The organism is Falsiroseomonas sp. E2-1-a20 (assembly GCF_051433195.1).
Classification (GTDB): Bacteria; Pseudomonadota; Alphaproteobacteria; order Acetobacterales; family Acetobacteraceae; genus Falsiroseomonas.
The window spans coordinates 1-14533 of sequence record NZ_JBHMFT010000060.1 but is presented as its reverse complement, the minus strand read 5'-3'; the positions used below and the strand labels follow the sequence as shown (position 1 = coordinate 14533).

Annotated in this window: 12 protein-coding genes and 5 pseudogenes; 11 read left to right on the top strand and 6 right to left on the bottom strand. The window is 67.4% G+C overall.

Annotated features, from left to right (window positions below; genetic code table 11):
* Positions 1-200: 200 nt before the first annotated feature.
* From ACFHPP_RS28320 to ACFHPP_RS28290, 7 genes are all read left to right on the top strand, one after another.
* On the top strand, positions 201-1268 hold the full coding sequence (locus ACFHPP_RS28320; protein WP_437166587.1) for an isocitrate/isopropylmalate dehydrogenase family protein: 1068 nt from the start codon (positions 201-203) through the stop codon (positions 1266-1268).
* Positions 1261-1932 (top strand): GntR family transcriptional regulator, encoded by a 672-nt coding sequence (locus ACFHPP_RS28315; RefSeq protein WP_437166586.1) that lies wholly within the window; start codon positions 1261-1263, stop codon positions 1930-1932. Before ACFHPP_RS28320 ends, ACFHPP_RS28315 begins: the two co-directional genes overlap by 8 nt.
* A 21-nt stretch (positions 1933-1953) precedes the next feature.
* Entirely contained in the window at positions 1954-2934 is a 981-nt protein-coding gene (locus tag ACFHPP_RS28310; protein ID WP_437166585.1) for a Bug family tripartite tricarboxylate transporter substrate binding protein, read from the top strand.
* Between the two features lies 1 nt (position 2935).
* Positions 2936-4000, top strand: coding sequence for a lactonase family protein (locus tag ACFHPP_RS28305; RefSeq protein WP_437166584.1), 1065 nt, complete (start codon positions 2936-2938; stop codon positions 3998-4000).
* A gap of 140 nt (positions 4001-4140) precedes the next feature.
* Positions 4141-4455, top strand: a complete 315-nt coding sequence (locus ACFHPP_RS28300) for a hypothetical protein (protein WP_437166583.1) — start codon at positions 4141-4143, stop codon at positions 4453-4455.
* Positions 4452-4616 (top strand): hypothetical protein, encoded by a 165-nt coding sequence (locus ACFHPP_RS28295; protein ID WP_437166582.1) that lies wholly within the window; start codon positions 4452-4454, stop codon positions 4614-4616. Before ACFHPP_RS28300 ends, ACFHPP_RS28295 begins: the two co-directional genes overlap by 4 nt.
* Complete coding sequence (locus tag ACFHPP_RS28290; protein ID WP_437166581.1) at positions 4613-4876, top strand: hypothetical protein; 264 nt, start codon at positions 4613-4615, stop codon at positions 4874-4876. Before ACFHPP_RS28295 ends, ACFHPP_RS28290 begins: the two co-directional genes overlap by 4 nt.
* An 81-nt stretch (positions 4877-4957) precedes the next feature.
* On the opposite strand, the gene ACFHPP_RS28285 is transcribed toward ACFHPP_RS28290, so the two are convergent.
* Entirely contained in the window at positions 4958-5587 is a 630-nt protein-coding gene (locus ACFHPP_RS28285) for a hypothetical protein (protein ID WP_437166580.1), read from the bottom strand.
* 987 nt (positions 5588-6574) lie between these two features.
* Here ACFHPP_RS28285 and ACFHPP_RS28280 point away from each other — a divergent pair.
* Positions 6575-7720 carry a tetratricopeptide repeat protein gene (locus tag ACFHPP_RS28280; protein WP_437166579.1) on the top strand — a complete coding sequence of 382 codons (1146 nt, stop codon included), beginning with the start codon at positions 6575-6577 and terminating at the stop codon, positions 7718-7720.
* A gap of 22 nt (positions 7721-7742) precedes the next feature.
* Here ACFHPP_RS28280 and ACFHPP_RS28275 read toward each other — a convergent pair.
* Positions 7743-7877: pseudogene (locus ACFHPP_RS28275) on the bottom strand (IS5/IS1182 family transposase); the annotation flags it as partial.
* A 462-nt stretch (positions 7878-8339) separates the two neighbouring features.
* Here ACFHPP_RS28275 and tnpA point away from each other — a divergent pair.
* From tnpA to tnpC, 3 genes and pseudogenes are all read left to right on the top strand, one after another.
* The gene (tnpA, locus tag ACFHPP_RS28270) at positions 8340-8696 is read left to right on the top strand and encodes an IS66-like element accessory protein TnpA (protein WP_437166578.1); all 357 of its coding nucleotides are present in this window, start codon (positions 8340-8342) and stop codon (positions 8694-8696) included.
* The gene (gene tnpB / locus ACFHPP_RS28265) at positions 8696-9043 is read left to right on the top strand and encodes an IS66 family insertion sequence element accessory protein TnpB (protein ID WP_437166577.1); all 348 of its coding nucleotides are present in this window, start codon (positions 8696-8698) and stop codon (positions 9041-9043) included. Before tnpA ends, tnpB begins: the two co-directional genes overlap by 1 nt.
* A gap of 46 nt (positions 9044-9089) precedes the next feature.
* A pseudogene (gene tnpC / locus ACFHPP_RS28260) lies at positions 9090-10689 on the top strand (IS66 family transposase).
* 3 nt (positions 10690-10692) lie between these two features.
* Here the strand turns inward: tnpC and ACFHPP_RS28255 are convergent.
* The 4 genes and pseudogenes from ACFHPP_RS28255 to ACFHPP_RS28240 all read right to left on the bottom strand — a co-directional run.
* Positions 10693-11376, bottom strand: a pseudogene (locus tag ACFHPP_RS28255) (transposase); the annotation flags it as partial.
* Positions 11377-11479: 103 nt separating this feature from the next.
* Positions 11480-13057 (bottom strand): ISNCY family transposase, encoded by a 1578-nt coding sequence (locus ACFHPP_RS28250; RefSeq protein WP_437166576.1) that lies wholly within the window; start codon positions 13055-13057, stop codon positions 11480-11482.
* Positions 13058-13172: 115 nt separating this feature from the next.
* Positions 13173-14005, bottom strand: a pseudogene (locus tag ACFHPP_RS28245) (transposase); the annotation flags it as partial.
* A 66-nt stretch (positions 14006-14071) separates the two neighbouring features.
* Positions 14072-14389, bottom strand: a pseudogene (locus ACFHPP_RS28240) (transposase); the annotation flags it as partial.
* Positions 14390-14533 lie beyond the last annotated feature (144 nt).

Genomic DNA, 14533 nt, shown 5'->3' with positions numbered 1-14533 from the left:
GCAGCCCTGGCACATCATGTCCATCGGCATCCGCGATTGGGCGCATGGGTTCTGATCAGTGGGAGTTGGTATTATTCCGCTCCGCTTAGCCAAGGGCTTCGCTATGCGCCCAAGGCTTCGTTGCTTCCTGCCGATCAAAGGGTGCTTGACATCTATATCGTGTACTATACGGTATGCAAAGCAGTACACGGAGAGTTTCGGTGCGCCTCGCTGTCTTGCCTGGGGACGATATTGGCCCTGAGATCACGGATGCCGCACTTCGTGTGCTTCGCGCCGCTGATGCACGCTATGCGCTTGGCCTGACGTTCGACGTCCATCAAGTCGGGATGGCGGCGCATCGACGCGCTGGAACGACGCTGCCCTCAGAGGCATTCGAGGCAGCGCGAGCGGCAGACGGGATCCTGCTGGGACCGGGCGGGATGACAGACTACCCGCCGCTTGCCGACGGTGGCGTGAACATTCCCGGCACCATCCGCAAGCGCCTCGACCTATTCGCCAACATCCGTCCGGCACGTTCCCGCGCCGGGGTGCCGAAAGCGATTCCGGGCCTCGACTGTGTGATCGTGCGGGAGAATACGGAAGGCTTCTATGCCGACCGCTCGCTCTTTCAGGGTACCGGCGAGTTCATGCCGACAGCGGACACGGCGCTCTCGATTCGTCTCATCACCGCCCGCGCTTCGCGCCGGATCGCGGAGGTCGCGTTCCGCGTTGCGGCGGGTCGGCGCAAGCACGTGGCAATGGTCGGCAAGCGCCACGTCCTGCAGGTGACCGACGGGCTCTTCATGCGGGAAGTGCGTGCCGTCGCGGAGCAACATCCTGACATCACGCTGCGCGAGATCGACATCGACGCAATGGCCGCTGACATCTACGCGCGGCCAGAGCTCTTCGACGTGATCCTGACGACGAACATGTTCGGCGACATTCTGTCGAACCTGGTGAACGCGCTGGCAGGCGGGCTGGGGATGGCGTCCGCGCTGAACGTCGGAGAGCGGCACGCCGCGGCTAACGCGGGCCATGGCTCGGCGCCCGATATCGCGGGGCGCGGCATCGCTAACCCATCGGGCATCATCCTCTCCGCCGCGATGCTGCTCCGCCACCTGGGCCTGGGCCAAGGCAGCAACAGCAGCGTTGCCGCCGCGGAAGCCATCGAGCGTGCGCTGGATCGCGCGATGACCGCCGCGCCGACGAGGACGCGCGACCTTGGCGGCACCGCGAGTACGGATGCCTTCGCCGACGCCATTTGCCGCTTCGTGACAGACGATGCCTGACGGCGCCGCCCCTCCCGCAGCTCGCACCGCCTACACGACGCTGCGCGAGCGTATCCTCTCCAATCACTATGCGCCGGGCCAATCCGTCTCGATCGGCGAGGTGACCGCCACGCTGGGTATGAGCCGCACGCCGCTCCGCGACGCGTTGATTCGGCTGGAGGAGGAGCGCCTGGTCGAACTGGTGCCACGCCAGGGCTTTCGCGTCCTGCCTGTGCACCCGCAGGCAATGCGGGAAGCTTATGAGGTGCTCGCGGGCCTCGAGGTGGCAGCCATCGAACTGCTGGCGATGCGCGGGATGGATGATGCAGAGCGCGCGGCCCTTGCCGAAGTCTCGGATGCTCTCGGTCAGGCGCTGGCGATGGAAGACCTCGATGCCTGGGCTCGAGCGGATGCGCACTTCCATCGCCTGATCCTCTCGGCCGCCAGGAACGACCGGCTACTGGCCATTGCTGAAGGCTTGTTGGAGCAGACGCGGCGTGCGCGAGCCGTGACGTTGCGGCTGCGGCCGCTGCCCTCAGCCTCGACACGGGCCCATCAGGCACTCGTCGCTGCGCTCGTCGCCGGCGACACGAGGCAGGCGCAGCATATCCACCTGCGTCAGCGGCTGCGCAGCGCAAGAGAACTCACGGAGATCCTCGAGAAGCTGAACATCCGCACGCTCTAAAACAACGAACAGGAGGAAACAATGAGGTTCAGGGATCTGGCTGTCGGCCGGCGAGCGCTGCTCGTGGCCGGCACCGCATTGGCATCTCCCGCGATTGCCCAGAGCGCGTGGCCGTCGCGCACCATCCGCGTCGTCGTGACCTACCCACCCGGTGGAGGGTCGGACACGGTGGCACGGATGATCTACCCGCGCGTTGCTGCCCGCCTTGGTCAGTCTATTGTAATAGAAAACCGCGGTGGCGCGACCGGATCGATCGGGCAGGCCGCCGTCGCCCGAACCGAGCCCGACGGCTATACGCTGATGCATGATGCCGCGGCGATCACAGTGAACCCTTCCCTGATGCAGGGTCTCACCTTTGATGTGCTTCGCGACTTCCAGCCCATCACGCAGGCTGTGACCTTCCCAAACTTTCTGCTGGCGCATCCCCCGGTCGATGCGCGGACGGTGGCTGACGTGATCGCGATGGCGAAGTCGACACCGCGCGGACTGGACTGGGCCTCCTCCGGTCCCGGCTCGCATCAGCACCTCTCGCTGGTGTTGTTTGCGCGGGCAGCGGGGATCTCTGTGAACCACGTACCATATCGCGGTGGTGGGCCGGCGGTGCAGGACGTTATTGCCGGCAACATCCGCTTTGTCTTCGGCAGCGCGAGCGGCACCACTGCGCATGTCCGCTCCGGCATCGTCCGAGCTATCGCTCATACCGGACCGGATCGGCTAGCTACCCTGCCGGATGTGCCCCCGATCGCCGAGACTCTGCCGGGCTTTGAGGCGATGGACTGGCAAGGGATCTTCGTGCGCCGCGGCACGCCGATGCCCATCGTGGAACGTCTGGCGGATGAGATCGGTGCCGTGCTGCGGGACCCGGAGGTCGTGGAGCGTCTAACCGGCGTCGGCGCCCCGCCTGCGCCCATGCGACCGGCGGAATTCGAGCAAATTGTGCGCGCCGACCTCGTGAAGTGGAACCGCATCATCCGCGAGAACGACATACGGCTGGAAGGGTAGAATGGCGCGCCACATCTATGTGGGCTGCCGCACCTCAGTCGAACGCCGCGCGAGGGGGCTCGGCGTAGGGGTGTGGCGCGCCGCTACGCCGGGCTGTGCGTGGGAGCAGGTGCAACTCGTCGAGGGCTACGGCAATCCGACCTGGATCACCCTCTCCGCCGATGGGCGGCGGCTCTATGCCGTTGAAGGCGATGGGGAGTGGCTGCATGCCTTTGCAGTGGCGTCCAGCGGGATGATCGAGCCGGTAGTTAGCCGTCCCCTACATGGTCGGAACCCCGTTCATGCCGCGCAGTCGCCCTGCGGGCGCTGGTTGCTGGTCGCCAACCATCTTTCCTCCGCGGTCGCCGTACTTGCGCTGGATGACGACGGATGGCCGGGAGAACTTGCGGATATCCTGCAGCTGGATGGTTCCCCTGGGCCACATCGGGTCGAGCAGCCCTTCGCGAAGCCGCACCAAGTCATCTTCGGTCTGGCAGGCCGCCTCGTCCTCGTGCCGGACAAGGGACTCGACGTACTGCATGCTTTCAGGCTGGAAACGCGGACGGGGCGGCTGGAGCACCATCCCGGCGCCCGGCTGCGGGAGGGCGCAGGACCCCGCCATGCCGCTCTCCATCCGGTGCACCCTGTCGTGTATGTGCTCGGCGAGTTAAACTCGACGATCACGGCGGTGCGGATTGACGTGGCGACCGGCACGCTGACGCCGTGGCAGGTGATCTCCTCCGTGCCAGAGGATTATCCAGCCGATTCGAGAGCGGCCGCGATCGCCGCCTCGGCCGATGGGCGCATGCTGTATGCCACCAACCGCGGGCACGACTCTGTCGTGGCTGTAGAACTGGACGCCACTACGGGCCGGATGCGGCAGCGTTGTTGGGTGCCTGCCGGCGGACGGACGCCCCGCTTCATGTCACTGGAGCCGGAAGAAGCCGTGATGCATGTGGCGAGTGAGGACGATGACCGGATCGTCGCATTCCGACGTCAAGGAGCCGGGTTGGTGGAGATCGCTTCCGTTGCTGAGACCAGTAGCCCGACGTGCATCGCCTACTCCTTGCCTCTGGGCACGCGATAAGCGGCACTTATCGGACATGATTCGGCCGGCGTTGCCCGCCACCTGTGCGCCCTCCCTGGCACGGATTCCGTCCTGTGGCGTTCTTGGTTCTATACTCCGAGGCGTGAGGCGGAGCGCCCGCCGTGACGCGGAGGACAGCCATGCTTGATCCCGACGCCTTCCACGCGACGCCAGAGGCGGCGGCGTGGCGCATTGCGCGTACCGGGCAGCCTTCGGATGCCGGCGAGCTTGTCCAGCGATCCGTGGCGGCGAGCATCGGCGCGACGCTGCCGAGCGCCTCGCCCGAGGTCCAGACAGCGGCAGCCGCCAAGGCGCTGGTGGCGCTGGCCGTGACGGAGTGGGACGCGGCGGCGAATGGGATGGCGGCGCTGGTCCTCGCTGGGCAGAACCGGCTTGTGACGATGGACGCGTTGGCCTCCGGCAACGTGGTGAACCTTCGGGATCGCCGGCCGTGACGGCGGAGGACGGGCGCCCGGGGCTCCTGTCCCCGGAGGCTGTGGCGAAGCTGCGCGCGGAACTTGAGCAGCGGCACGGTATGACAGCGGGCGAGGCGGCGGAGGCGGTGGCGCAGGTGGTGGAGCGCCTTGCGCGGATAGCGGAGGACCGCTTGCCATGACGGCGCAGGACATAGACCCGGCGAACTTGACCCCAGCGGACATGGACCGGCTGCGCGCGGAGTTGCAGCAGCAATTCATGTCGCGGGCCAATGCGGCGGAGGCGGCCGACATATTGGCCGGCATGTCGGACATGCATGCGCGCGTTCAGGGGACGCTTGAAAGGCTCCGGGTGGACGCGGCGGACATGCGGGCAACGCTGGCCCGGATAGAGGCGGAGCTTGCATCGAGGGCGGAGGGGGACCGCAGGCCGCGCGCCTGATGCCTGACCCTCCCGGTATGCAATTCGCCGATCACCCGAACCCCGATACCGATGGAATCTGACCCGCTCACGCGTGGCGCGTCAGTTGAAGACCCCATCAGCAAAGGCAAGCCGACCCTCCGCGGCGCCGAAATGGAGGTAATGTTCGAGCGGGTTGATCCCAGCTGCATCCACGTCGGGATTGGCGAAGAGGTAGCTGTCCGTATCGAAGAAGGCGGACGGGTCGCGCCCCTCGAGCCATCCCCAAAGTGCGTAGTGGACAAGCGGGTCGTACCCAGCCGCGTCCACGTCGCTATAGACGAAGAGGTAGCCGCTCGTATCGAAGAAGGCATTTGGGTCGCGCCCCTCGATCCATCCGAAGTTCGCGTAGTGAACAAGCGGATCCATTCCTGCCGCCGCCACGTCCGGATTTGTAAAAAGGTAGAAGTCGTCGTCGAACAGCAACGCGGCATCGAGTGGGTACGTGACGGCCGGCACCAAAACTGCGACAGGTTCGAAAATTATTACGGGTGCAATGACGGGAACAGGCTCGTAGTAGATTGGCGCAGGCTCGTAATAGTAGATTGGATCCGGTTCATAATAGGGATACGGCTCAACATATATTGGCTCCGGATCTACATAGATCGGATCGGGCTCAAAGTAATAAAAGTCCGGCTCGTAAAAATAGTCAGACTCATAATAAAACGGGTCGGGCTCGTAGAAGTTGTGCATGTCGCGGCTTCCATTCCGGCGCAGACTGGGTCACGTATCTCCTCCGCACTGCCCTGGCGAATGCTACGGGCGGCGAGACGAGCATAACGTATCTCTCCAGTCCCCAAGGCATAGCACTGGATCAAACCCAAAATTCGACGGGAAAGCGGCTATCCTAAGGCATGTATTCGCGATGACGTGGCGCGGCTTTTCCCCTCGCATTTATGCCAGAGCGGGGGTCTCACATCGCCGATGTAGATATCCTGTTGTCGCCGAGACCGCCTTGCCGGCTCGGGGCAGCAGACCCGCACCGCCTGGGTGCACCCGGACCGCCTGCCGGGGCTGCGCGCATGGCTAGAAGGGCTGACGGGCGCGGGGCTTGCGCACTTCGCCCCGGACCTGCCGCTAGACCCGCCTTCCCCGCCCGCACCCCCTGCACCGGAACCAGACCCCATGCCGGACGCACCCCCGCCTCCGGAGGTCGCCATGCCCCCGCCGCCTGAGCCAGAAGGCCTGCACCCCACCGCCCTCGGAATGCGGCGGGTGGGACGGGGCCTGCCGGAGCCGTTCAGCCCGCCCGGCGGGATGACCATTCACCTGCGCGGCGACATACCGCCGGGACTGTGGCCTGTGATGGAGATGCGGGCGCGGCATCCCAGACCGTGGGCGCTACTCGCCGCTGCGGAGGGCAACCGCCTGGAGCTATCGCCGTGACCTGCGGCATATCGGTGGCGCCGCGCCGAGACCCGGTAGGGGGGGGTCACCGCCGCGTTTGCCTGACCCGCGCCAAAGGCTGCGGAGCGACATCCGGCTGCGGGCATGACGACGATGAATCGCTTCGGGGCGATACCGGCCATTCCGCTCGCATTGCGAGGCGGTTTCTGAGATCGTCGAACCCGTGTAGCGACTTGAGATTGCAAGCAAGCACCATAAACCGAAGGAAACGGTCACCAAGCGCGGCTGTCGAGCTGTTTCGTCAGCGCGCGCGTAAAAAGCGAGAGAAACGCGATGACGTTGAGAGCGACTTCACATGACCTCTATCTCCGCGGCTCACAGGAGCTTGCGCTGGAGACCGCCGAGCACGATTGCAATGCCGTCGACCTTTTCTTACGCGCCTCGCAGGCAGACCCGACCTACGCGCTCCCGCAGGTCGGATTGACGCGCGCGTACTCACGGCAGAGCTCCAGGTCAAAGCTGTCGAACACGGCGGGTCACGGGGCCTCGCCGCTGTGGCGCCAGGCAATCGCCGCCGGCGAACGGGCGATCGCGCTCGACCCGGGCCTCGCCGATGCGTACGCCGCGCTTTGGAGAGCGTACTACCCGAAGCAGTGGCTCACAAAAATGCTCCCGATCGCTGAGCGCAGGGTAGAACTTGCACCCGATGACTACGACGCGCTCGACCAGCTCGGCTGGATTATGTGGTTCACGGGACATCCAGAGCGCGCGCTGCCATTCCTGAAGCGCTCGATCGTTGCGTCCCCTTCGTCCGGCTGGTCGCGGTTCTACCTCGGCAACGCCTCGCTCGCTCTCGAGCTTTTTGCGGACGCCGAGATCGCATATGGCAAGGCCGTCGCGCTGAAGAACTTGAGCTCTGCGCAGATCGGGCTGATCTGCACGCTCATCGCGCAGGACAAAGTCGAGGAAGCGGCAGTGCGGAACACTGAGTTCCGAGCGAGCCACGACAGCGACCGCTACTTCGTCAAGGCGGCGGATTGCGCGCTCCTTCTCGGCAACCGCGAGGAAGCGCGGGCGCTTGCCGAGCAGGCCGCGGCCGACTTGCCTGAGGCGCGCTATTTCCCTCGCGGCGTGCTCGCCTCGACGATCCTTGGGTATGTGCAGTGGGACGATGATCGCCCCGCGGCACTGCGTTGGCTCAAGCAGAGTGAGGACATAGACCGTCAGCGCCTTGCCGACGGCGATGAGAGCGCGATGACACGTTATAACCTCGCTGCGGTCGATGCCGTGCGCGGCGACAGCGCAGCCGCATGCGGTTGGTTGGAGGCTGCCCTGGAGGCCGGTTGGCGCGGGGCGCGGCTCGCAACGCGTGACCCGTTGCTCACGGGCATTCGCGGCTTGGCCGCCTTCGATGCCATTCTTGACGAGGCGCGCGCCCGAAGTGCCGCTTCAAGAAGCGCGATTATGTTGGACAGCTAGGCTCGTTGTTTAAGAACTCGCTTCATAACGCCTTCGCCAATCGCCTGAGCAGGACGGCGGCGGCGGCGAGGACGAAGAAGGCGATCGCCGAACTCGGCGTGGCCTCGTGGTCGCGGGCGAGGCGGCGACAGCGCGCAGTCCAGGCGAAGGTGCGCTCGCCGGCCGCGCTGCCATGCTGCGCGCGCTGGCGGACTTCGCCGCCTACGAGTTCGCGACGCAATGCCCGACGCCGGCTTGCCGGTTCCGTCGCTCCCCCGGTGCGTGTCAAAGGAGTTGTCGCGCTGGTTTGGTAATGGATTCTCCTATTTTAGGTGCGGTAGGGGTGGCCGTCTGATGGCTGGTGAGGCGGCCGCGGTGCTCGCGGCGGCGAGGACGCCAGGTCGCGACGGGGGAGCAGGTTCGCCTTTCGGACCAGAGATCAGGGTTTGTGTCGCTGCGGCCACGACGCTGTCGCGCTCGGGGTAAGCGTCAGCCGAGCCCGGCCTTGAGTTGATGGTGCTGGTTCGCTGAAGTGGTTGTCATGACGGACAGCACGACGACAGCGCCACTCGCTAACCCCTCTTACGACGGTAGTAGGAGTGGTTCCGGAGCTCGCGCGGGCCGCGGCGTCGAGGTTCGGGTGCGGGAGGTCCGGCGCCGGAACTGGTCGGCGGAGGAGCGGCTGCGGATCGTCGGGGAGACGCTTGAGCCTGGGGTGGTCGTTCAGGCGGTGGCGGACCAGCACGGTGTCAGCACGGGCCAGCTCTACACCTGGCGCAAGCAGATGCTGGCCACGGCGATGGCGGGCTTTGTGCCGGTGGAGGTGGTCCCGGATGCGCCGCAGCTCCCGCCGCCAGAAGTGGCCCCGTCGCCTGGCAGCTGCGCACCGCCTGGCGTGGTCGAGATCACGCTGCCCTCCGGCGCCAGCATCCGCATTACTGGATGCGCCGACGCGGCGACGCTGCGCGTCGTGCTGGCCGGAATGGGTGGGCGCTGATGCTGGGCCCGCCGCCGGGCACGCGGGTGTTCCTCGCCTGCGGCGCGACGGATACGCGCCGCGGCTTCGACGGCCTGGCGGCGCAGGTGCAAACGGTGCTGGCGCAGGATCCCTACAGCGGCGCGATGTTCTGCTTTCGCGGCCGCCGCGGCGACCTGCTCAAGATTTTGGTCTGGGACGGACAGGGCCTGATCCTCATCGCCAAGCGGCTTGAGAAAGGCAGGTTCGTTTGGCCGCAGACGCAGGCTGGCGTTGTCTCGCTGACCGCGGCGCAGCTCTCGATGCTGGTCGAGGGCATCGACTGGCGCATGCCCGCCTGGACCGCGCGGCCACAAGCGACGGTGTAGTTCAATTCTGCATTGCGGCGGCCATCGCGTTGCGTAGAATCGCGATGTGCAAACCGCGCCGTTCGACACGCCTGATGCTGAGATCGCAGCGCTCCGCGCGTTGCTGGCGGAACGCGACGCGGTTCTGAGCGAACGTGATGCCGAGCTGCGCAACGCGACCTTCGAGATCGAGAAGCTGAAGGTGCAGCTCGCCACGCTGCGGCGGGACCGCTACGGCAAGTCGTCGGAGAAGCTGGCCGCCGAGATCGGCCAGCTCGAGATGCTGATCGGCGATCGCGAGGAAGACCAGGCGCAGGCCTCCGCCGCAGCGGAGGCCAAGGCCAGGGCGAAGGGTCAGCCCGGCAATCAGCGGCGCTCCGCGCTCCGCAAGCCGCTGCCGGAGCACCTGCCGCGCGAGACGGTTCTGCACGAGCCGGTATTCGCCTGCCGCTGCGGCTGCACCGACCCGAAGCGCCTGACCAAGCTCGGCGAGGATGTCACCGAGGTTTTGGAGAAGATCCCAGCCCGGCTGAAGGTCATCCGCCACGTCCGGCCGCGCTATGCCTGCCGGGATTGCGAGGCCGTCCTGCAGGCGCCCGCCCCCGACCTGCCGATCGAGAAGGGGCGGCCGGGTCCTGGCCTGCTCGCCCATGTGCTGGTCTCAAAGTATCTCGACGGCCTGCCTCTGTATCGCCTCTCGGCCATCCTGGCGCGCGAGGGGGTGGAGATCGAGCGGCAGACCCTGGCCGACTGGGTCGGCCGCGGCGCCTGGTGGCTGAGCCGCCTGGCCGAGGCCATCGGCGCCTATGCCCTGCGGCACGGCATCAGCTGGACCGACGACACGCCGATCGCCGTGCTGGCGCCGGGGCGCGGCCGGACGCGCGAGGGGCGGTTCTGGGTCTATGCCATCGACCCAAGGCCCTGGAAGGGGCATGGGCCGCCCGCGGCGTTCTATCGCTACTCGCCGGACCGCAAGGGCGAGCGGCCCCGCGGGCACCTCCAGGACTTCGAGGGCTGGCTGCATGCCGATGGCTACACCGGCTACGACGCGCTGGCACGGCCGCGCGGCAACCAGCCGCCGCAGGTCATCCACGTCGCCTGCTGGGCACATGCCAGGCGCAAGCTGTTCGAGGTGTTCGAGGCCACGAAGTCGCCGATCGCCGAGGAGGCGTTGCAGCGCATCGCCGCGCTTTACGCCATCGAGGCCGAAATCAACGGCAAACCCGCCGACCAGCGCCGGGCCGAGCGCCAGGCCCGCAGCAAGCCGCTGCTCGACGACCTGCACGACTGGATGCTGACGCAGCGGCGCCGGTTGTCCGGCAAGTCGACGCTGGGCAAGGCGATGCAACGCGCTGAACCGATGGGAGGCGCTGGCGCGCTATCTCGAGGACGGCAGGCTTTCGATCGACAATAACCTCGCCGAACGGATGCTGCGCGGCATCGCTTTGACGAGGAAGAATTTTCTATTCCTCGGATCGGACGCGGGCGGCGATCGCGCCGCCATCATCTACACCGTCGCCGAGACCGCCAAGCTGAACGGCTTGGATCCAGAAGCCTACATCGCCGCCGTGCTCGACCGCCTCGCCCGCGGCCACACCATCGACCGTCTCGACGAACTGCTGCCCTGGAACTTCATGCCAGAAGCGACGCCCGTGGTGAGCGGCTGACGCTTACCGCTCGGGGTTGAGCGTCACGGCGCCAACCGGCGTCCAGTCGCGGGTCTGCCCACTCCATCGGCGCGGGTTGATCTCGCGGGCTCGCTGGTACAGGGCGTGGCGGGCGGCCAACACGGGACCGTCCTCGCCCGCATGGCGTTGCGCGGGCGTGACGTAGCGGATGCCGCTATGACGGTATTCGTGGTTGTACCAGCGCACGAAATCGGCCGCCCAATGCCGCGCCGCGGCAAGATCAGCGAAGCCTGCGGTGGGGAAGTCCGGGCGGTACTTGGCGGTGCGGAACAGCGCCTCGGCATAGGCATTGTCGTCACTTACCCGCGGGCGCGAGTGCGATGGCGCGATGCCGAGCCAGTACAGCATGGCCAGCACGGTCGTGCCCTTCACGCTGGAGCCGTTGTCGCCGTGCAGCACCGGGCGGTGCGCACGGGCATGAATGCCCTCCGCCAAGGCCGTGCGCCGGACCAGATGGGCCGCATGTTCGGCCTGGTCGGTCTCATGCACCTCATGGCCGACGATCTTGCGGCTGTAGAGGTCGAGGATGAGGAACAGGTAGAACCAGCGTCCCTGCACCCGGGCAGGCAGGAAGGTCACGTCCCAGCACCAGACCTGCCCCGGGGCGGTCGCCACATGCGTGCTGGGCGGACCTGCGGTTCGTGGCGGACGGGCCCGACCCCGGTTGTTCCGCGACAATCAGGATGGTTTTCGTATTGCCTCACCTGAGAATGCTCCCGGGCTGAATGCCCGTTGCCTCACCAGTTTGCTCCCGAGCTACGTCGCTGCCTCAGCCTGTCATACCCGTTGCCGCGTCCGCCACGCCCGTTGACGCAGCCGACGCTCCCGTTGCCTCATGACCGCTCCCGGACGCAACCCCCGATCCCGGTCCGAACACCAACTCGCGTGCCACCGCCGCCCGCCAGCCCTTCACCCGGCGCTGCAGCGTGCGCAGCAGTGTCTCGGGGTAGACCGCCGGCACCTCCGCCTGGAGGCGGGCCAGCAGCTCTCGTGCCGTCAGGGACGGCGCGGCGAGAAACCACACGTGCAACTGCGCCGTCACCTGCGCGAATGGATCCGGGCGCCGCCGCCCTCTCGTCGCCACCGGCTTCGGCTGCGCTGTCGGGCGCACCTCTCCCTCGCGCCACGCCGTCCGCAGCCCCTTCAGGAATGCCTCGAGCGCCGGCTCCGACGGCGCCGCCCGCTCCACCAGCCCTGACCGGTCGGAGATCTCCACGAGGCGCTGCTGGCCGGCACGGATGTCGTGCAGCAACCGCACGGGATCCAGACGGGACGCCGTGGCACGCAGTCCCGCCTTGCCCTCGTCCGACACGCGCTCGTCCTCCAGCAGCCGTTGGCAGGGCGTCCGCGGCGCGTGGTAACGCTTCCGGACCACCGCCCCGTCCCGCGACTTCTCCGCCAGCTTGAACGACGGCTGGAAAAAGTTCACGAACAGCCGAACCGAGCGATACAGCTCCGCCAGCGCCGCCGCCGCGTCCAGGCCCTCGTACCGCCGGTAGCCGACGATCCGTCGCACGACCGCGCCATTCTTCTGCTCGACATGCGCCTGGTCATTCTTGCGATACGGCCGGCACCGCGTGAACTCCAGCCCCGCGCCGGCACAGTAGTCCCGCACCGTCTCGTTCATGAACACGCTGTCGTTGTCCGTGTCGAAGCCGAGCGGCGTCATCGGCAACACCTTCCGGATCTCGTCGAGCACCTCCGTCAGCAGCACCTGCTCCCGCACCAGCAGCGGCGCGCATTCCGTCCAGCCGCTCGCAATGTCGGTCAGCACCAACGTCTGCACGTAGCTGCCCCGCGTCATCGGCCCGCTGTGCGACACCAGATCCGCCTCGAAGTAGCCCGGCGCCGGGTCACCCCAGTCGGAGAATGTCCGCACCGGCACGCTCCGCCTGACCGCAGCCGACGGCGGCGCTCGGCGACGCCGCCTGACCCCGGCCTTTCCACGCGGCTCCTTCAGCACGCGGTCAATCGTCGCCGCACTCATCGACAGCACGCCAGCGCGCACCTCCGCCGCCAACTGCAGATGGCCGTGCCGTTCCATCGCCTCGACCAGCATCGGCAGCAACGGCCGCAGCCGCTTGCCGCACACCCGGTCTGACGCCTCCCACAGCACGATCACCGCCTCGCGCATGGCCGCGTCATAGACGCGGTCCCGGCGCACCCGCCGCTCCGCCCGGCCAGCCCCGCCAGCTCGCAAAAGCCGCATCGCGTGCTTCCGATGGTGCCCAGTCAGCGCAACGAACTCATCCAGGATCCGCCCCCGCTCCAGCCGGGTCGACCGGACATACCGCCCTACAACCGCAGCCACGACCTCGTCCTTTGTTGCCATGCTCACCCGCCTCATCCCGTCCCTCACAGCTCCGTGCCGCTCGGGAGCATCTCAGGTGAGGCAACAGATCACCCTCGGGAGCAAATTAGGCGAGGCAATGCGGCAGCTCATCCAGATTGTCGCGCTACACCCGGTGCCGCATCTGGCCGTGCTCGCGCAGCACGCGGTGGAAGCTGGCCTCGCTGGCGAGGTAGATGCCCTCGTCGGCCAGTGCCGGGACGATGCGGGCCGGCGGCGTGCTGGCAAAGCGCGGCTGGTTGGCGAGTTCGACCATGCGCGCCCGCTCAGCCTCGCTCAGGGCGTGCTGTGGCCTGGGCCGGGCGGCCTCGGGCCGGCGGTCAGCCTGGATCTGTCTGCCGCCGGCGCGCCAGCGCTGGAAGGTGCGCAGATCGATGCCGGCCAGGCTGCAGGCTGGGGCCAGCCGGGTCCCGGCAGCGCAGGCCTCAGCGATCGCGGCCACCAGGGTCTGGCGGTCTTCCAGGCGGGTCATTCGTCCTCGCCCTCGTGGAAGACCGCGTTCAGTTTTTTTCCGAGCACCAGCAAGGCGGCCGTCTCGGCCAGCGCCTTGTCCTTGCGGTGCAGTTCGCGCTCGAGTTCCTTCACCCGCCGCCGGTCCTGCCTGGCCTCGACGGCACTGGCTGCCCGCGGCTCGCCCAGGCCGGCGATGGCGTCATGCTTCCAGGCCTCGAGTTCGGCAGGATAGAGCCCCTGCTCACGGCACCAGGCGCTGCGGGCGGCCTCGTCCATCGCCGCCGTGGTGATCACCGCCTCCAGCCGTGCCGCCGGCGTCCACCGCTGGGTGCTGGTCAAGGCACCCGGTGCCGCCAGTGCCCCGGCTCGCCAACGCTCCAGCGTGGCAACACTGACACCTGCCTCACGCGAGACCACGTCGATGACCGCGCTCTCCGGCGGCAGCAGCCGCGCCACGAGGCGATCCTTGAATGCTTGTCCATATCGAGCCACTGCTTGATGTCCACGCCCCCTCGTTGCGCGATCCTAAACACGCGACAACTCTCGTGACACAGGGGGGTAGGCCTCCTGCACCACGGCCACCAGGGCCTTTTCCGCGGTCCGGCGCGGCTCGAGGAAGCTCGGGAAGTAGGACCCCTTGCGCAGCCGCGGTATGGCCAGCTCGATCCGTCCGGCCCGGGTGTCCCAGTCCCGCTCGCGATAGCCGTTCCGATAGGCCTCGCGCAGCGGGCTGCGGGCGCCCTTCGCCGCGCCGGCCGCCACCTCGGCCTCCGCCTCCATGATCCGATCGGCGGCGAAGGCCAGCATGTCGCGCACCAGGTCGGCGTCGGCGCCCTTCTCCACCAGTTCGAGAAGCGCCATCCTTTCGTCGGTCATCGTTGGTCTCCGGTTCGGTGACAGGCCTCGCAACCCGAACCTACCTAAGATCAGCGGTGACCGCCCACGACGCCCCCGGCCGCGCGCTGCGCTACGCCAGGGGCTCCGCGCGCGGCCTCTTACACCACCCCGTGGGGCACGGCC